Consider the following 13,511-nt stretch of genomic DNA (forward strand, 5'->3'; position numbering starts at 1 on the left):
GCACCAGCCTCTCCCGGAACAGCCATACCGTGGTGGCATCGGGCACCCGGCCATCGAGCCCCAGGCCCAGAAACCGCTGGAACGACAGACGGTCCTTGATCTGGAACTCGCATCCCTCGTCGGAGAGCAAATAGAGCGCCTGCAGCACCAGGATCTTGAACATCATCACGGGGCAAACGGCGGTCGCCCGCCTTTGCCCCGCTCGCTGCGCCGAAGTGCCACGATCAATGGCCCGCGCAACACTTCAAAATCCACCACCGACGCCAAACGCTCCAGCCGATCACCCGCCGCGCTCAGCGCCGCATACCGATCCGACAGATCAAAGAAACCAGGCTGACCCACCACCATCGCCCCCGTTCGATACGGCGGCCATTGAATCAAATCAGCGCCTCAAAGGCGAGAGGTTCTTCGAGGCGTCCATCTCTCCGTGCATGATTGGGGTGTTGCTCGCCGCTCGATCGCACGATCCGCGCCGCGCCGCATCCCCCGCACGGCGGGCCGGATGGCCTATGCCGCTTGGCATATGACAAAGCCGCCTGAAGCCTCGAATCTTATGGCATGGCAACCGCCGTTCCATCCCCCTTGAGCGGTGAGACTGCCGCCGAGCTGCGCGCGCTCTACCGCGCGGCAGAGGCGCGCGCGGCGCGGCTGCGGGTGATCGTCGAGGCAGGCCGCGCCCTTGCCGCAAGCCCGCCCGAGGCCATCGCGCAGACGGCCTGCACCTTAGCGCAGCAGGCCGCGCACCTTGCCGGCTTTGGCCGCGGGCGGATCATCGCCGATGGTGCGGATGGCGACACCGATGGCGCGGCGCTGTGCCTGCCGCTCGGTGCCGAGAGCAGCGGCGGGATATCGGTCGGCACCCTGGTGCTCGATCAGCCGGTCACCAGGCCCTCCGCCGAGGACGAGGAGGCGGTGGCGATCGTGGCGCAGCTGATCAGCGGGCCGCTGGCTGCCCGGGCCCGCGAAGCGCGCCTTGCCGGGCTGCTGGCCGAACTGGTGCGCGCCGAGCAGGACGTGCGCCTGACGATTGCCATCCAGAACGATGTCAACAAGGTTCATGCGCTGCTGACCCGAGGCCTCGAGCGGGGTGCGTGGCTATCTGCTCACCGGCAAGCCGCGCTTTCTCGAGCCCTATGCGCGAGGTGCCGCAGGTTACCGCTCGGCTGCGCCGCTCGATCCGCGATGCCGAGGCAGCAAGCCACCTCGCCCGGATCGAGGCGCTCGCAAGCCAGAAGCGCGAGGGGCTGGCGATGCTGCTCGCCGCGCGCGATCGCAGCGGCGCGAACATCATCGGCGACCGCGAAATCGCGGCGGGTCTTGCCGCCAACAAGCAGGTGCTCGATGCCCTGCGGCGCGAGATCGAGGCGATGCAGGAGCGCGTGCGCGAACTCCTGGCAGCGCGGCAGGACCGGCTCGATGAGGTGCGCCGCAACGGCCTGCTTGCCACCGGCCTGCTGACGCTCGCGGGCCTCATCGGCAGCCTGTTTGCGGTGTTCCTCTTTTCCAGCGGGATCGTTCGCCGGGTGCAGCGGCTCGAGCGCGATGCGGTGCTGCTGGCGCAGGGCGAAGCGCTCGATGCGCGCGAGGCCGGGCGCGACGAGATCGGGTTGCTCGCGGCACGCCTGCTCGAGGCCAGCCGGCTGCTGCGCGCGCGCGAACAGGCGCTGCGCGAAGGCGAGGAGCGCCTGCGGCTGGTGATCGAGGGCGTGCGCGACTACGGCATCTTCGCGCTCGATCCCGAGGGCCGCGTGGCCAGCTGGAACACCGGGGCCGAGCGGATCAAGGGCTGGCGGGCCGAGGAAATCCTCGGGCGGCATTTCTCCACCTTCTATCCCGGCGAGGATGGCTATGACCGCTCGATGAGGAACCTTGCCGATGCCGAGCGCGAAGGCCGCACCGAGGATGAAGGCTGGCGGATGTGCAAGGACGGCACGCTGTTCTGGGCCAATGTCGTGATCACCGCGCTGCGCGACGACCAGGGCGAACTACGCGGCTTTTCCAAGGTCACCCGCGACATGACCGAGCGCCACCCGGCCCAGGAAGCGCTGGAACTGGCGCGGCAGGAGGCCGAACAGGCCAGCACCGCCAAGAGCCTGTTCCTCTCGCGCATGAGCCACGAGCTGCGCACGCCGCTCAACGCCATCCTTGGCTTTGCGCACTTGCTCGAATTCGATCCTTCGGCCCGCAGCGAGACCGACGCGCAGAGCATCGAGCAGATCCTGCGCGCCGGCCGCCACCTGCTGGCGCTGATCGACGAGGTGCTCGACATCGCCCGGATCGAGGCGAGCAAGCTCGGGCTCGCGGTGGTTCCGGTGCCGCTGGGGCCGATCATCGCCGAGCCGGTGGGGCTGTCGCTGCCCGAGGCCGAGAGCCGCGCGATCACCATCACCAACTTGGTCGAGACTGATTCGCCGGTGGCCGCCGACCGGCGCCGGCTGCTCCAGGAGCTGCTCAACCTGCTCAGCAACGCCGTCAAATACAACCGCGAGGGCGGCGAGGTGCACGTCAGCGCAAGCCGTTACGAAGGGCGGGCGCGGGTTGCGGTGAGCGACACCGGCATCGGCATCACCCCCGAACAGGCAGGCAGCCTGTTCCAGCCTTTCACCCGCCTTGCCGCCGGGGGTGGGCGCAAGCGAGCTGATCGCCTGCGCCAGATATTGGAGCAGCCAATAGAGCGCCGGGTGCCACGCCTCTCCAAAGGCGGCGAGCACCAGGCCGGCAAGCGAGAAGCGCGCCAGCCACTGCGCAAAGCCAAGCGCGAGGCTGATGAGCGCCATGCTCTGGTCGATACGGAAGGCGGGGCTCCTGCTTGTCGAGCCGCGAAGCACCGATGCCCAGCACCGAGACGGTGGCGGCGCTCTCCTGCAAGTCTCGCGCGGCCTCTTCCCCTTCATCGAGAGGGTCTGGGCCGATGGCGGCTACACCCATCACCGTGTCACCCAGGCCACCAGCATTACCGTCGAGATCGTCAGCAGGATCGCCGGACAATCCGGCCTCGTCGTGCTGCCCCGGTGCTGGGTGGTCGAGCGCTTCTTCGCTTGGATCAACCGTAACCACCGCCTCGCCACGGATGTCGACGCCACCCTCAAATCCGCAGCAGCCTTCCTCTACACCGCCGCCATGCTCATGATCCGCCGATTGGCACGATCAGCTTGAAATTCGATACGGCCCCTCAATCCTTGCAATCAAACCCAAAGGCCCAAATTAAGAACGGGGAATGCCTTCAATAAGATGCCTGAGGGTATGAATGCATTCAACGATCTCGATCTCAATATCTGCGATGGATTCCTCTTTTGAACGAGAATCTTTTCTATAATAACCATGAAGTATTTGGTTCGCCTTTTTACGGATTCTGTGCAAATGAAAGGTCCAAACTCTTTCTGGTAATAGGCCCTCCGCATCTTCAATCATTTCATAGAGACTCTTTGGCAACCCATTTGCATTGACGCCTCCAAGCCCATAGTGGTCTCTAAGCAAGACCTCCATAACGGACCGGAGCATCGAAATCGCAGCAAAATACGCGCCAAACAAGAAGGCACGATGAGCTTCTCTGAGCAAACTATACATTGAAACTTTCAAATCTGACGTTTCTCCAGATGATAATTTTTGAGGAACCATCACATGAGGAATAAGTTCTCTTCTTCTGAATAGACCCTTTAGATCTATTTTATAGTAATTTTCATCATGTATGTAAAATTCTGATTCTTCGGAATTAAATAAATCATCTAAAGAATAAATACTACTCATTAATTCAAATCCCTTATCTGCATACTCAATCGAGTTTTCATCAAAAATTCCATCACCTTCGAGATTGGACAAATAATTTTTTAATCTATTGTCATTCTGAAGGTAAATCATCAATCCGTTACCAAAAGTTTCGGCATGACTAAAGTATTTAATATATTCTTTAGCCTTTTCGTTATGATCCTCCCATTCAATTTTCATTGAAGAGCGTAAATTTGGAAGATTTGACCAAAATTTACAAGTTTCTTTATCAAGACCCTTCAAAATTTTGTTGATATGTTCGGATGCATCCGGATTGATCTTCTTAGACGAATAAATTAAGCATACAAAAATATATCTGTTTTCAAAATCCCTAAAATTTTCAATAAAATATTGATCAAAATTGAGCAAAATAGTTTCATTTGAATTTCGTAATGTGTCATTTAGATAACAGTAAGAACTTACACATTGAACACATACGTCAATTAAACTATCATCAGAAGTGAATATACTAGCCAAAATTGAAGGTTCATTTTCGCATAGCTCCTTCAATTTGGAAAAGCTCGTCAAAAAATTTTCAATCTCTTGATAATCTTCATCTGACAACACGGCCAGAATCCCCATAGATCTTGATCACGATCCCGTGATCATATACCCGCAGGGTGCTTCATGCGATCAGAAAGTTCCTTACTGTAATGGGCTTTGCGGTCGGTGCGTCGTCATTGCGTCAGCATGACGAAGACATGCACGCTCGCATTGCCGACCCCCACGTGCTCCGGCAGACAAGACGCCGCATCAGGCCGAATATGGGCGGGAAAAGCAATGAGCCCTGCCAGCTATGCGGGCCGAGATTGCCGATCTGTCCTCAGCGCTGCTCCATGATCGGCGGCGCGGAGGGGACGGGCGCTCCGGTGAGGATCGCTGTGCTCTCGTTGGCAAGGATGCCGACCACCTCGGTCCACACGGCGACGTTCTGGCGCAATTGGGCAAGGTCGATCTTGTCGAGCGTGTCGTCGGGGGTGTGGTGGAGGTCGAAATAGCGGGTGCCGTCCTGCTGAAGATCGACGAGCGCGCCCTTCTGGTCGCGCACGATGTTAAGGTCAGCCCCGCCGGTGGCCGGGTCGCTCCCCGCCGCCACCCCAAAGCGCGCCACCGCGGCGGCAAGGCGCTGGTGGAGCGCCGGGTTGCTCTCCCGGAAATTGGTATCGATGCGCCAGATGCGGTCTGCCCCGAAATCGCTTTCGAGGCCCACGGCGATCGGCTCGGCAAGGTGCGCGGCGCTGTAGGCGCGGCTGCCCCAAAGGCCCGTTTCCTCCGCTCCGGCGAGCAGCACGCGAATGGTGCGCAGCGGCCGACTGGCGGCCACCTGCCTTGCCGCGGCAATGATGATCCCGCACCCGGCCGCATCGTCGAAGGCGCCCGGCGCGTTCCACCAACTGTCGAGATGGCAGGCGAGCAGTACCGGCGGCAGCAGCGGGTTGGTGCCGGGGATCTCGCCCACCACGTTGCCGCTCTCGGTGTGCCCGAGCTGGCGCGGGTTGAGCTCGAGCCTGAGCTTCACCGGCCGGCCGGCGGCGCGGGCAAACATGCGTTCGAGGTTCTCCGCATCGGGAAGGCTCAGCGCCGCCGCCGGGATCGCCGCCACCCCGGGGGGGAAGCTGGTGCCACCGGTGTGCGGATTGCGATGGTGATCGGTGCCGATCGACTTGATCACCGCGCCGATCGCGCCCTTGCTTGCGGCAATGCCGGGGCCAACCCAGCGCACCGGCCCGGCAAAGCCATAATGCGAGCCATCCTGGCTCGGGCGCATCTGGTGGCTGATATAGGCGATCTTGCCCTTGAGGCTGCCCTCGGGCGCGGCGCGCAGCGCATCGAGGCTGGGGAAGAAGGCCACCTCGGCCTCGATCCCGCCCGCCGGAGTGGCGGCGGAATTGCCGAGCGGCAGCAGCACCAGATCCTGCGCGAAGGGCGCGGTCACCCGGGCGCGGGCGATGTCGCCGGGCACCCAGGTGTCCATCATGAAGGGTTCGATGGCGACATTGGCAAAGCCGTGCTGGCGCAGCCAGGCGGCGGCCCAAGCGCGCGCGCGGGCCTCGGCCTCGGTCCCGGCCTGGCGCGGCCCGACCTCGGTAGTCAGCCCCTCGATGAAGGCATAGGCATGGTCATCATGGGCGAGCGCCATGTCAGCGCGCTGCGCAAGGCTTGGCGGCGGCGGAGTGTTGGCAGCCAAGGGAGCGGCAGAGGCGAGCAGGAGCGCGGCCAGCGCGGTGGGGGTGCGGGTGTGAAGGCGGGTCATGCCCGCCGTGCTATCGCTCCCCCGATGCCAAGTCCACCCGCCTCGCTGCCGCCGCTGCGCCCTGCCTCCTTTTCGGCCGACAAGGGCGCGCTTGTCGCCAGCCGTGCCGCGGGCAGCGCCCCTGCGACCACCACCCGGTCGCGCCCGGCGCGTTTGGCCTGATAGAGCGCGTTGTCGGCGCGGGCATAAAGATCGCCATAGGCCTCGCCCGGCCGCAGCGTGGCCACACCGAAGCTGGCGGTGAGCGCGATCTGCGCGCCCAAAGCCTCGACCGGGCGGGCGGCGAGCGCCGCGCGCAGCCGCTCGGCCAGATGGGCGGCCGGCGCCGCGGGGCAATCCCAGGCGATGAGGCCGAACTCCTCCCCGCCGATCCGCCCGGCAAGATCGGTGGGCCGGATCGATGCCGCCATGATGCTGCCAAAGGCGCGGATCACCGCATCGCCAGCAGGATGGCCAAGCGCATCATTGATCTGTTTGAAGTGGTCGATATCGGCAATCACCATGCTCACCGGCCGCCCCTCGGCCCGCGCCCGGGCGATGAGATCGCGGGCTTCCTCGTCAAAGCTGTCGCGCCGCAAAAGCCCGCTCAGCTCGTCCTTGCGCACCACCTGGCGCACCGCGCGGATCTGGTCGGAGATGGTGGCCGCCAGGATCGCCGCGGTCAGCACCAGGGTGAGGATCGCTGCGGTAAGCACCAGCACGGCATGGCCGGCGCTGTCGCGATAGGCCGCGGTTGACATCGGCCCGCCGAGCATGAGCACCCCGATCGGGCGCAGGAAGAATTGTGCGGCAACGATGGCAAAGATCCACACAAGCAGCCGGTCAACCAGCTGGTGCGATCGGGCCTGGGCCATGATCTGCGTGCCCATCACCATCACGAGGCCGCAGCACAGGTTGACCGCCAGCAGACTGGCGCTGACATCGCGCCGGTGATCGGCAAGGCCCACCAGCACCACTGCAACCAGCCCTGCCCCCGCCCACAGCCGCAGCGGCACCGGCTGGCCGAGCCGCTGGCACATGCTCGCCACCAGCGCGATCACCGAGGAGATCGAGAGCGCCGCCACCGCCATCTGCACGAGGCGATGGCCGGGATCGGGGCTGTAGTGATTGATGGCAAAGCTGGTGCCCAAAAGCAGCGCGGCGAGCACATAGCCGAGGATATAACGCAGCTGGCGTTCGCGCAGCCACAGCGCAAGGCCGCCGCCCGCGAAAATCAGCGACATGCCCGGATTGACCAATCCGACAATCTGATCGAACACGGCCATCCCCCGCCAGCTTGGCCCACCACCCTTGCTTACGGGTAAGCCAAGCGGGTTAACAGGCGCCTAAATCCGTGCCCGGGTGACGCCCGGCACGGCGGCCCGCCTCCCGCCTTGCTCTTGCCCGCGCCCCGCCCTATCTGCGGCGCACGTTTCCCTCCACCCGAAGGACAAGTGATGGCCGCGCAATATGCCTATGTGATGAAGGGCATGACCAAGACCTTCCCCGGCGCCAGCAAGCCGGTGCTCAACAACATCAACCTGCAGTTTTACCAGGGCGCCAAGATCGGGATTGTCGGCCCCAACGGCGCGGGCAAATCCACGCTGATGAAGATCATGGCCGGGATCGACACCGATTTTTCGGGCGAGGCCTGGCCGGGCGAGAACATCACCGTGGGCTATCTGCCGCAGGAGCCCGAGCTTGATCCGAACAAGAACGTGCTCGAGAATGTCAAGGACGGGGCGCGTCACATCGCCGACATGGTCGATCGCTTCAACGAGATCAGCGCGCTGATGTGCGAGCCGGATGCCGATTTCGACACGCTGGCCGCCGAGATGGGCGAGCTCCAGGACAAGATCGATGCGGTCGATGGCTGGACGCTCGACAACCAGCTCGAAGTGGCGATGGAAGCGCTGCGCTGCCCGCCGTCCGATGCCAGCGTCGCCAATCTTTCGGGGGGGGAAAAGCGCCGCGTGGCGCTCACCCGGCTGCTGATCCAGAAGCCCTCGATCCTGCTGCTCGACGAGCCGACCAACCACCTTGATGCCGAGAGCGTCCAGTGGCTCGAAAACCACCTCAAGGAATATCCCGGCGCGGTGCTGATGATCACCCACGACCGCTATTTCCTCGACAACGTGGTTGGCTGGATCCTCGAGCTCGACCGCGGCTCCTATTATCCCTACGAAGGCAACTATTCCACTTACCTCGAAAAGAAGGCCAAGCGGCTCGAACAGGAGGCGCGCGAGGAATCCGGGCGGCAGAAGGCGCTCCAGCGCGAGCTCGAATGGATCCGCCAGACCCCGGCTGCGCGCCAGACCAAGTCCAAGGCGCGCATCCGCAAGTTCGAGCAGCTCCAGGAAGCCCAGAACGATCGCCGCCCGGGCAAGGCGCAGATCGTCATCCAGGTGCCCGAGCGGCTGGGTGGCAAGGTGATCGAGGCCAAGAACATCTCCAAGGCCTATGGCGACAAGCTGCTGTTTGAAAACCTCTCCTTCACCCTGCCCCCGGGCGGCATCGTGGGCGTGATCGGCCCCAACGGCGCGGGCAAATCAACCCTGTTCAAGATCATCACCGGGCAGGAGCAGCCCGACAGCGGCACGATCGAGATCGGCGAGACAGTGCGCCTTGCCTATGTCGATCAGAGCCGCGATCATCTCGACCCGACGAAGAACGTGTGGGAGGAAATCTCCGACGGGCTCGATTACATGAAGGTCAATGGCCACGACATGTCCACCCGCGCCTATGTTGGGGCCTTCAACTTCAAGGGGCCTGACCAGCAGAAGAATGTCGGCAAGCTCTCGGGCGGCGAACGCAACCGGGTGCATCTGGCCAAGATGCTCAAGCGCGGCGGCAATGTGCTGCTGCTCGACGAGCCGACCAACGATCTCGATGTCGAAACCCTCGCCGCGCTCGAGGATGCGATCGAGAACTTCGCCGGCTGCGCGGTGGTGATCAGCCACGACCGCTTCTTCCTCGATCGCCTTGCCACCCATATCCTCGCCTTCGAGGGCAATAGCCATGTCGAGTGGTTCGAAGGCAATTTCGAGGCCTATGAGGAGGACAAGCGCCGGCGCCTCGGCGATGCCGCCGACCGGCCGACCAGGCTCGCCTACAAGAAGCTGACGCGCTAGGCCGCAGGAAGGGTGTCCTTTACCCGCTGTTAATCAGCCCGCCTCCACCTTGCGCCGCATAGACAAGGGGTCGCAAGAAGGAAGCGGGGCGTGGCAACAGGGATCAATGTGCCGTTCGAGGTGGCAGCGGCGCTGAGCGCGGGCTCGCTCGGCCTCGGCGCGGGGATCGCTGTCTGGGCAGGCAAGTGGCGCAATCGCAGGATGGCGCCCGCAACAGCGGATGCCGAGGCCGATCCGCTCGGGGCGCTGTTCCGGCCGGCCACTCTTTCGCGCCTCATCAACCGGGTCGAGCGCCGCCAGCCCCGCAGCGGCCGGGCGGTGCTCCATGGCCACATCGACGGGCTTGCCGCGCTCGAGGCGCAATGGGACGCGCCCACCCGCGAGGCGGTGCGCGCGCAGATCGCCGCGGTGATGCGCGCCAGCCTACGCCGCCATGATCGCATCGCGCTTGGTGATGGCACGATCGGCGAGGGCTTCACCATCCTTGTGCCTGGTGCCGACGAGCAGGCGGGGGTGCGGATCGCGCGGCGGCTGGGGCTGGTGCTTTCGCAGCTGCGCCTGCCCGGGATCGGGCGGCGCGGTCAGCTTGCCGCCAGCTTCGGGGTCGGCGCCGCACCATCGGACGAGGATGCCGTGCTGATCGCCCGGCGCGCCCGGCGCGCGCTGGCAGCCGCGCGCATGCGAGGCTCATCCGAGGTCATCACCGCGAGCAGCTCGGCCGAGCCCATTAGCCTTCCCGCCCCCTCGGCCGGGCGCGATCCCGAGGTGGCCTAGGGCGTCAGCCAGCAGCCTTGCCAGGCCGCTCCCTCGTCCGTGCGCGTGAAGCGGGCACGCAGGTGGCCCGTATGGGAAAGATAGAGCCAGTCGATCACGGCAATCCTGATCCTGAGCAGGGCAAAATGATCCCGCGCCGGGACCAGCTCGGCCTCCTCCGGCTCTCGCCCCTCAACTTCGCCGGGCAGGCCCGAGGTCGGGCCGGATGACACCACCCCCGGCCCCTCGCCGAGATAGCAGCGCCGGGCAAAGCGGGTGCTCCCCGTCCAGGCGGCATCGACCTCAGGGCCGGTGGTGAGGATCTCGCCGGTGCCGCGCAGGCGGATCTGGATCTTGGCGCCCTGATCATAGAACAGCGCCGCGACCCGCGGATCGCCCGCGATCACCGCGGCCTTGGGGGCTCGGGCATCGGTGTGCAGGCGCAGGCTCCAGGCGGCCTGATCGAAGGCGCGCAGCACCATCACCCGGGCATCGACATCGCCGGTGACGATCACCGGGGTATGCATCGCCGAGCGGCGATCGCGCGCGGCGCGAATCAGGCGCTGGGCGCAGTCCTTGCGGACATCCTCGAGGCTTGCGAACATCGCAGGGCGCCATCGGTCGGTCGGGGCGCGACGTCAAGCTGCCGGGGGAGATATTCATTTATACGGCATTTTTTCTGAACATCGGTGAAGCGGTTCATCCCTGCGACAGTCTGCAGCGGATAATCGCCCGATTCTCAAATCAGCCGCGTGTGGTGGGCCGGCGCAGTTGGAGGCCATGATGATGATACCCTTCCCCGCCCGCAGCGCGTCGCTGATGGCACTGGCCCTGGCGCTGGCCACCGGGCTGGGCGCCGCCCCGGTGACAGCACAGGATTCGCGCGAAGCCCGGATGGAGGCGCGCGCCCAGGCGCGTGCCCAGGCCCGAACCGAGAGCGATCGCCCGATGCGGCGGAGTGAGATGCGCCGCGCTCCCGCGCCCGCCGAAGCGATGCGTGCGGCACCGCCGCCGCGCCTCGAACGGCGCGAGGCCGCGCGCGCGCCGCGTTTCGATGGCCCGCGTCCGGCGCAGACGGGTTGGCAGCAGTCCCAGGCGCCGATGCGCCCGGCCGCGCCTGCCGCAGGCGTCGCGCCGCGGCCGCGCTTCGGCGCCGCCGAACTCGCCCCGCCACGTGCCGGGCGGATCGACCGGAGCGCCGAGCGCCGCGCCGACCGGATCGAGGAGCGCGGCGATTGGCGCGCCGACAGGCTTGAGGAACGTGGGCGCGATCGTGCCGCCGCGCGGGTCGAACGCCGCAGCGACGTCCGCGCCGACCGGATCGAGGAGCGCGGCGACCGGCGCGCCGGACAGATCGCACAGGGCGATGACCGCCGCGGCAGCTGGGGCGACCGGGGCCGCGGCGACTGGAACGATCGTCGCGGAGACGGGCGCGGCACCTGGGGAGACGGGCGCCGGGATGGGCGCGGCACCTGGGGCGATGGCCGCCGTGGGGACTGGAACGATGGTCGCCGTGGCGGCTGGCGCGATGGCAGGCGCGATGATGACTGGGGCCGCAGCCGCTGGCGCCGCGATGACTGGCGCTGGAACTGGCAGGGCCGCCCGGGCTGGGATCGGCGTGATTTCCGCCGCTGGGATCGCGGCTGGCGCTATGATCGCAATTACAACTGGTTCGATTATCGCCGGGGCAACCATTTCCTGTTCCGCCCCGGCCCCTATTTCCCGCCCTACCGCAGCCATCGCTATTCACGCCTGAGCATCGGGCTGTTCCTCGACAGCCTGTTCTTCCAGCCGCGCTTCTTCATCAACGATCCCTGGGCCTACCGCCTGCCGCCGGTCTATGGGCCCTATCAGTGGGTGCGCTATTACGATGATGTGCTGCTGGTGGATATCTACACCGGCGAAGTGGTCGATGTGATCTACGACTTCTTCTGGTAAGATCAGTCCCCCTGAAGCCCCCGCCGCGCCGCAAGGCCGGCGGGGTCTTTGTGCCTCTTGCCGATCACTCGGCCCGCGCCAGCGCCTCGGCGATGAGTTGGCGGGTCGGGGCAATGCCATAAAGCGCGATGAAGCTGCCCATGCGCGGCCCCTGTTCGCTGCCGAGCAGGGTCTCATAAAGCGCCCGGAACCAGTCACGCAGATTGGCAAAGCCGAATTCGGGTTGCTTGCCGATCTCATAGACGAGGGTCTGCAACTCCTCGGCGCCCGTTGCCGGATCGACCGCGGCGAGCGCCGCATCGAGCGCCTGCAGCGCCGCGATCTCGCCACCCACCGGCGCGCGGCGCACCAGCGTGGGGGCGATGATGTCGCGGATATAGGCGATCGCCTTGGTCACCAGCGCATCGAGCGCCGGATGGGCAGCAGGATCGGCATTGGCGACATAATTGCCAAGGTAAGACCACACCGCCTCGCGCGTGGCCCCGGCGCCGAGCACGCCAACGAGATTAAGGAGCAGGCTGTATGGCACCGGCAGGCTCTCCCCCTGCCCCGGCGCATCGGCGCCCTCGTGGCGCCCATTGGCGCGCAGCAGGTGCCACACAGGGTTGCCCAGACGCTTGTGAATATCCTGGCCAGGGATGGCGCTGCGGAACTGCCAGTAATCATCCACCGCCTTGGGGATCACCCCGGCGTGCAACTGCTTGGCGCTGCGGGGATTGGCGAAGATGTAGAAACCCAGCGATTCCTCGCTGCCATAGGTCAGCCACTCCTCGATCGAGAGGCCATTGCCCTTGGACTTGGAGATCTTCTCGCCCTTGGAATCGAGGAACAGCTCGTAGATCAACCCTTCCGGCTTGCGCCCGCCCAGCACCTCGGCAATCTTGCCCGATTGGATGCCGCTGTCAGTGAGATCCTTGCCGTACATCTCGTAGTCAACGCCAAGCGCGACCCAGCGCATCGCCCAGTCGACCTTCCACTGGCACTTGGCCCGGCCGCCCAGCGCCGATTGCTCCACCAGGCTGCCATCGGCATCGGTAAAGCGAATGATCCCGGCCTCGGCATCGACCACCTCGATCGGCACCTGCAGTACCTGGCCGGTGGTCGGGCTGATCGGCATGACCGGCGCATAGGTGCGGCGCCGCTCCTCGCCCAGCGTCGGCAGCATGATCGCCATGATCGCATCATAATGCGCAAGCACGTTGCGCAGCGCATCGTCGAAGCGGCCCGAATTGTAGCACTCCGAGGAGCTGACGAACTCGTATTCAAAGCCGAAGCGATCAAGAAAGTCGCGCAGCATCGCATTGTTGTGCGCGGCAAAGCTCTCATACTTGCCGAAAGGATCGGGGATGCGCGACAAGGGCTTGCCGAGGTGCTCGGCCAGCATCGCCTGGTTGGGGACATTGTCGGGCACCTTGCGCAGCCCATCAAGATCGTCCGAGAAGGCCACCAGCCGGGTTGGCGCCCCGCCGGTCAGGGTTTCATAGGCGCGCCGCACCAGCGTGGTGCGCAGCACCTCCTGGAAGGTGCCGATATGCGGCAGGCCCGAAGGGCCATAGCCGGTTTCGAACAGCACCCCGCCGGGCTTGCCGTGCGGCAGGCGGCGGGCGAGGCGCTGGGCCTCCTGGAACGGCCAGGCCTTGGAGACCTGCGCGGCGGCAATCAGTTCGTCTTGGCTGATGGTCATGGCGAGG

At 65.0% G+C, this 13,511-nt stretch carries 10 protein-coding genes and 3 pseudogenes; 6 read left to right on the forward strand and 7 right to left on the reverse strand.

The features are described 5' to 3' along the window. Both G524_RS16535 and G524_RS16265 read right to left on the reverse strand, forming a co-directional pair. Positions 1 to 345: pseudogene (locus G524_RS16535) on the reverse strand (transposase); the annotation flags it as partial. A gap of 378 nt (positions 346 to 723) precedes the next feature. Next, positions 724 to 1,059 (reverse strand): hypothetical protein, encoded by a 336-nt coding sequence (locus tag G524_RS16265; RefSeq protein WP_051220916.1) that lies wholly within the window; start codon positions 1,057 to 1,059, stop codon positions 724 to 726. Between the two features lie 28 nt (positions 1,060 to 1,087). On the opposite strand from G524_RS16265, the gene G524_RS17410 reads away from it, so the two are divergent. The 3 genes and pseudogenes from G524_RS17410 to G524_RS16550 all read left to right on the forward strand — a co-directional run. Beyond that, positions 1,088 to 1,420, forward strand: a complete 333-nt coding sequence (locus G524_RS17410; RefSeq protein WP_425387202.1) for a hypothetical protein — start codon at positions 1,088 to 1,090, stop codon at positions 1,418 to 1,420. After that, positions 1,368 to 2,612 (forward strand): annotated as a pseudogene (locus G524_RS17180) (PAS domain S-box protein); the annotation flags it as partial. The gene G524_RS17410 and the pseudogene G524_RS17180, both read left to right, overlap by 53 nt. Before the next feature lie 156 nt (positions 2,613 to 2,768). Beyond that, positions 2,769 to 3,156: pseudogene (locus tag G524_RS16550) on the forward strand (transposase); the annotation flags it as partial. A gap of 48 nt (positions 3,157 to 3,204) precedes the next feature. Here G524_RS16550 and G524_RS16790 read toward each other — a convergent pair. The 3 genes from G524_RS16790 to G524_RS0104780 form a co-directional block, all read right to left on the reverse strand. Further along, entirely contained in the window at positions 3,205 to 4,347 is a 1,143-nt protein-coding gene (locus G524_RS16790; protein WP_156894013.1) for a DUF4145 domain-containing protein, read from the reverse strand. 241 nt (positions 4,348 to 4,588) lie between these two features. Then, positions 4,589 to 6,019 carry a M20/M25/M40 family metallo-hydrolase gene (locus tag G524_RS0104775; protein WP_027442688.1) on the reverse strand — a complete coding sequence of 477 codons (1,431 nt, stop codon included), beginning with the start codon at positions 6,017 to 6,019 and terminating at the stop codon, positions 4,589 to 4,591. After that, the gene (locus G524_RS0104780; protein WP_169447831.1) at positions 6,016 to 7,242 is read right to left on the reverse strand and encodes a GGDEF domain-containing protein; all 1,227 of its coding nucleotides are present in this window, start codon (positions 7,240 to 7,242) and stop codon (positions 6,016 to 6,018) included. Before G524_RS0104780 ends, G524_RS0104775 begins: the two co-directional genes overlap by 4 nt. 213 nt (positions 7,243 to 7,455) lie before the next feature. On the opposite strand from G524_RS0104780, the gene ettA reads away from it, so the two are divergent. Together ettA and G524_RS0104790 are read left to right on the forward strand one after the other, a co-directional pair. After that, complete coding sequence (gene ettA / locus G524_RS0104785) at positions 7,456 to 9,129, forward strand: energy-dependent translational throttle protein EttA (protein WP_027442690.1); 1,674 nt, start codon at positions 7,456 to 7,458, stop codon at positions 9,127 to 9,129. 90 nt (positions 9,130 to 9,219) lie between these two features. Continuing rightward, complete coding sequence (locus G524_RS0104790) at positions 9,220 to 9,903, forward strand: GGDEF domain-containing protein (protein WP_027442691.1); 684 nt, start codon at positions 9,220 to 9,222, stop codon at positions 9,901 to 9,903. On the opposite strand, the gene G524_RS0104795 is transcribed toward G524_RS0104790, so the two are convergent. Then, positions 9,900 to 10,487, reverse strand: a complete 588-nt coding sequence (locus G524_RS0104795) for a pyridoxamine 5'-phosphate oxidase family protein (protein WP_027442692.1) — start codon at positions 10,485 to 10,487, stop codon at positions 9,900 to 9,902. The genes G524_RS0104790 and G524_RS0104795 overlap by 4 nt on opposite strands. A gap of 175 nt (positions 10,488 to 10,662) precedes the next feature. On the opposite strand from G524_RS0104795, the gene G524_RS17185 reads away from it, so the two are divergent. After that, positions 10,663 to 11,820, forward strand: a complete 1,158-nt coding sequence (locus tag G524_RS17185; protein ID WP_245561295.1) for an RcnB family protein — start codon at positions 10,663 to 10,665, stop codon at positions 11,818 to 11,820. A gap of 64 nt (positions 11,821 to 11,884) precedes the next feature. Here G524_RS17185 and G524_RS0104805 read toward each other — a convergent pair whose 3' ends face one another. Beyond that, positions 11,885 to 13,504 (reverse strand): lysine--tRNA ligase, encoded by a 1,620-nt coding sequence (locus G524_RS0104805; RefSeq protein ID WP_156894014.1) that lies wholly within the window; start codon positions 13,502 to 13,504, stop codon positions 11,885 to 11,887. Positions 13,505 to 13,511: the final 7 nt, after the last annotated feature.

The organism is Erythrobacter cryptus DSM 12079 (assembly GCF_000422985.1).
Lineage (GTDB): Bacteria > Pseudomonadota > Alphaproteobacteria > Sphingomonadales > Sphingomonadaceae > Erythrobacter > Erythrobacter cryptus.

Bases quoted from the DNA above. Each gene is read 5' to 3' on its own strand.
- G524_RS16265 (WP_051220916.1), bottom strand. From the start codon at position 1,059: ATGAACCTTGTTGACATCGTTCTGGATGGCAATCGTCAGGCGCACGTC.
- G524_RS16790 (WP_156894013.1), bottom strand. From the start codon at position 4,347: ATGGGGATTCTGGCCGTGTTGTCAGATGAAGATTATCAAGAGATTGAA.
- G524_RS0104775 (WP_027442688.1), bottom strand. From the start codon at position 6,019: ATGACCCGCCTTCACACCCGCACCCCCACCGCGCTGGCCGCGCTCCTG.
- G524_RS0104780 (WP_169447831.1), bottom strand. From the start codon at position 7,242: ATGTCGCTGATTTTCGCGGGCGGCGGCCTTGCGCTGTGGCTGCGCGAA.
- ettA (WP_027442690.1), top strand. From the start codon at position 7,456: ATGGCCGCGCAATATGCCTATGTGATGAAGGGCATGACCAAGACCTTC.
- G524_RS0104795 (WP_027442692.1), bottom strand. From the start codon at position 10,487: ATGTTCGCAAGCCTCGAGGATGTCCGCAAGGACTGCGCCCAGCGCCTG.
- G524_RS17185 (WP_245561295.1), top strand. From the start codon at position 10,663: ATGATGATGATACCCTTCCCCGCCCGCAGCGCGTCGCTGATGGCACTG.
- G524_RS0104805 (WP_156894014.1), bottom strand. From the start codon at position 13,504: ATGACCATCAGCCAAGACGAACTGATTGCCGCCGCGCAGGTCTCCAAG.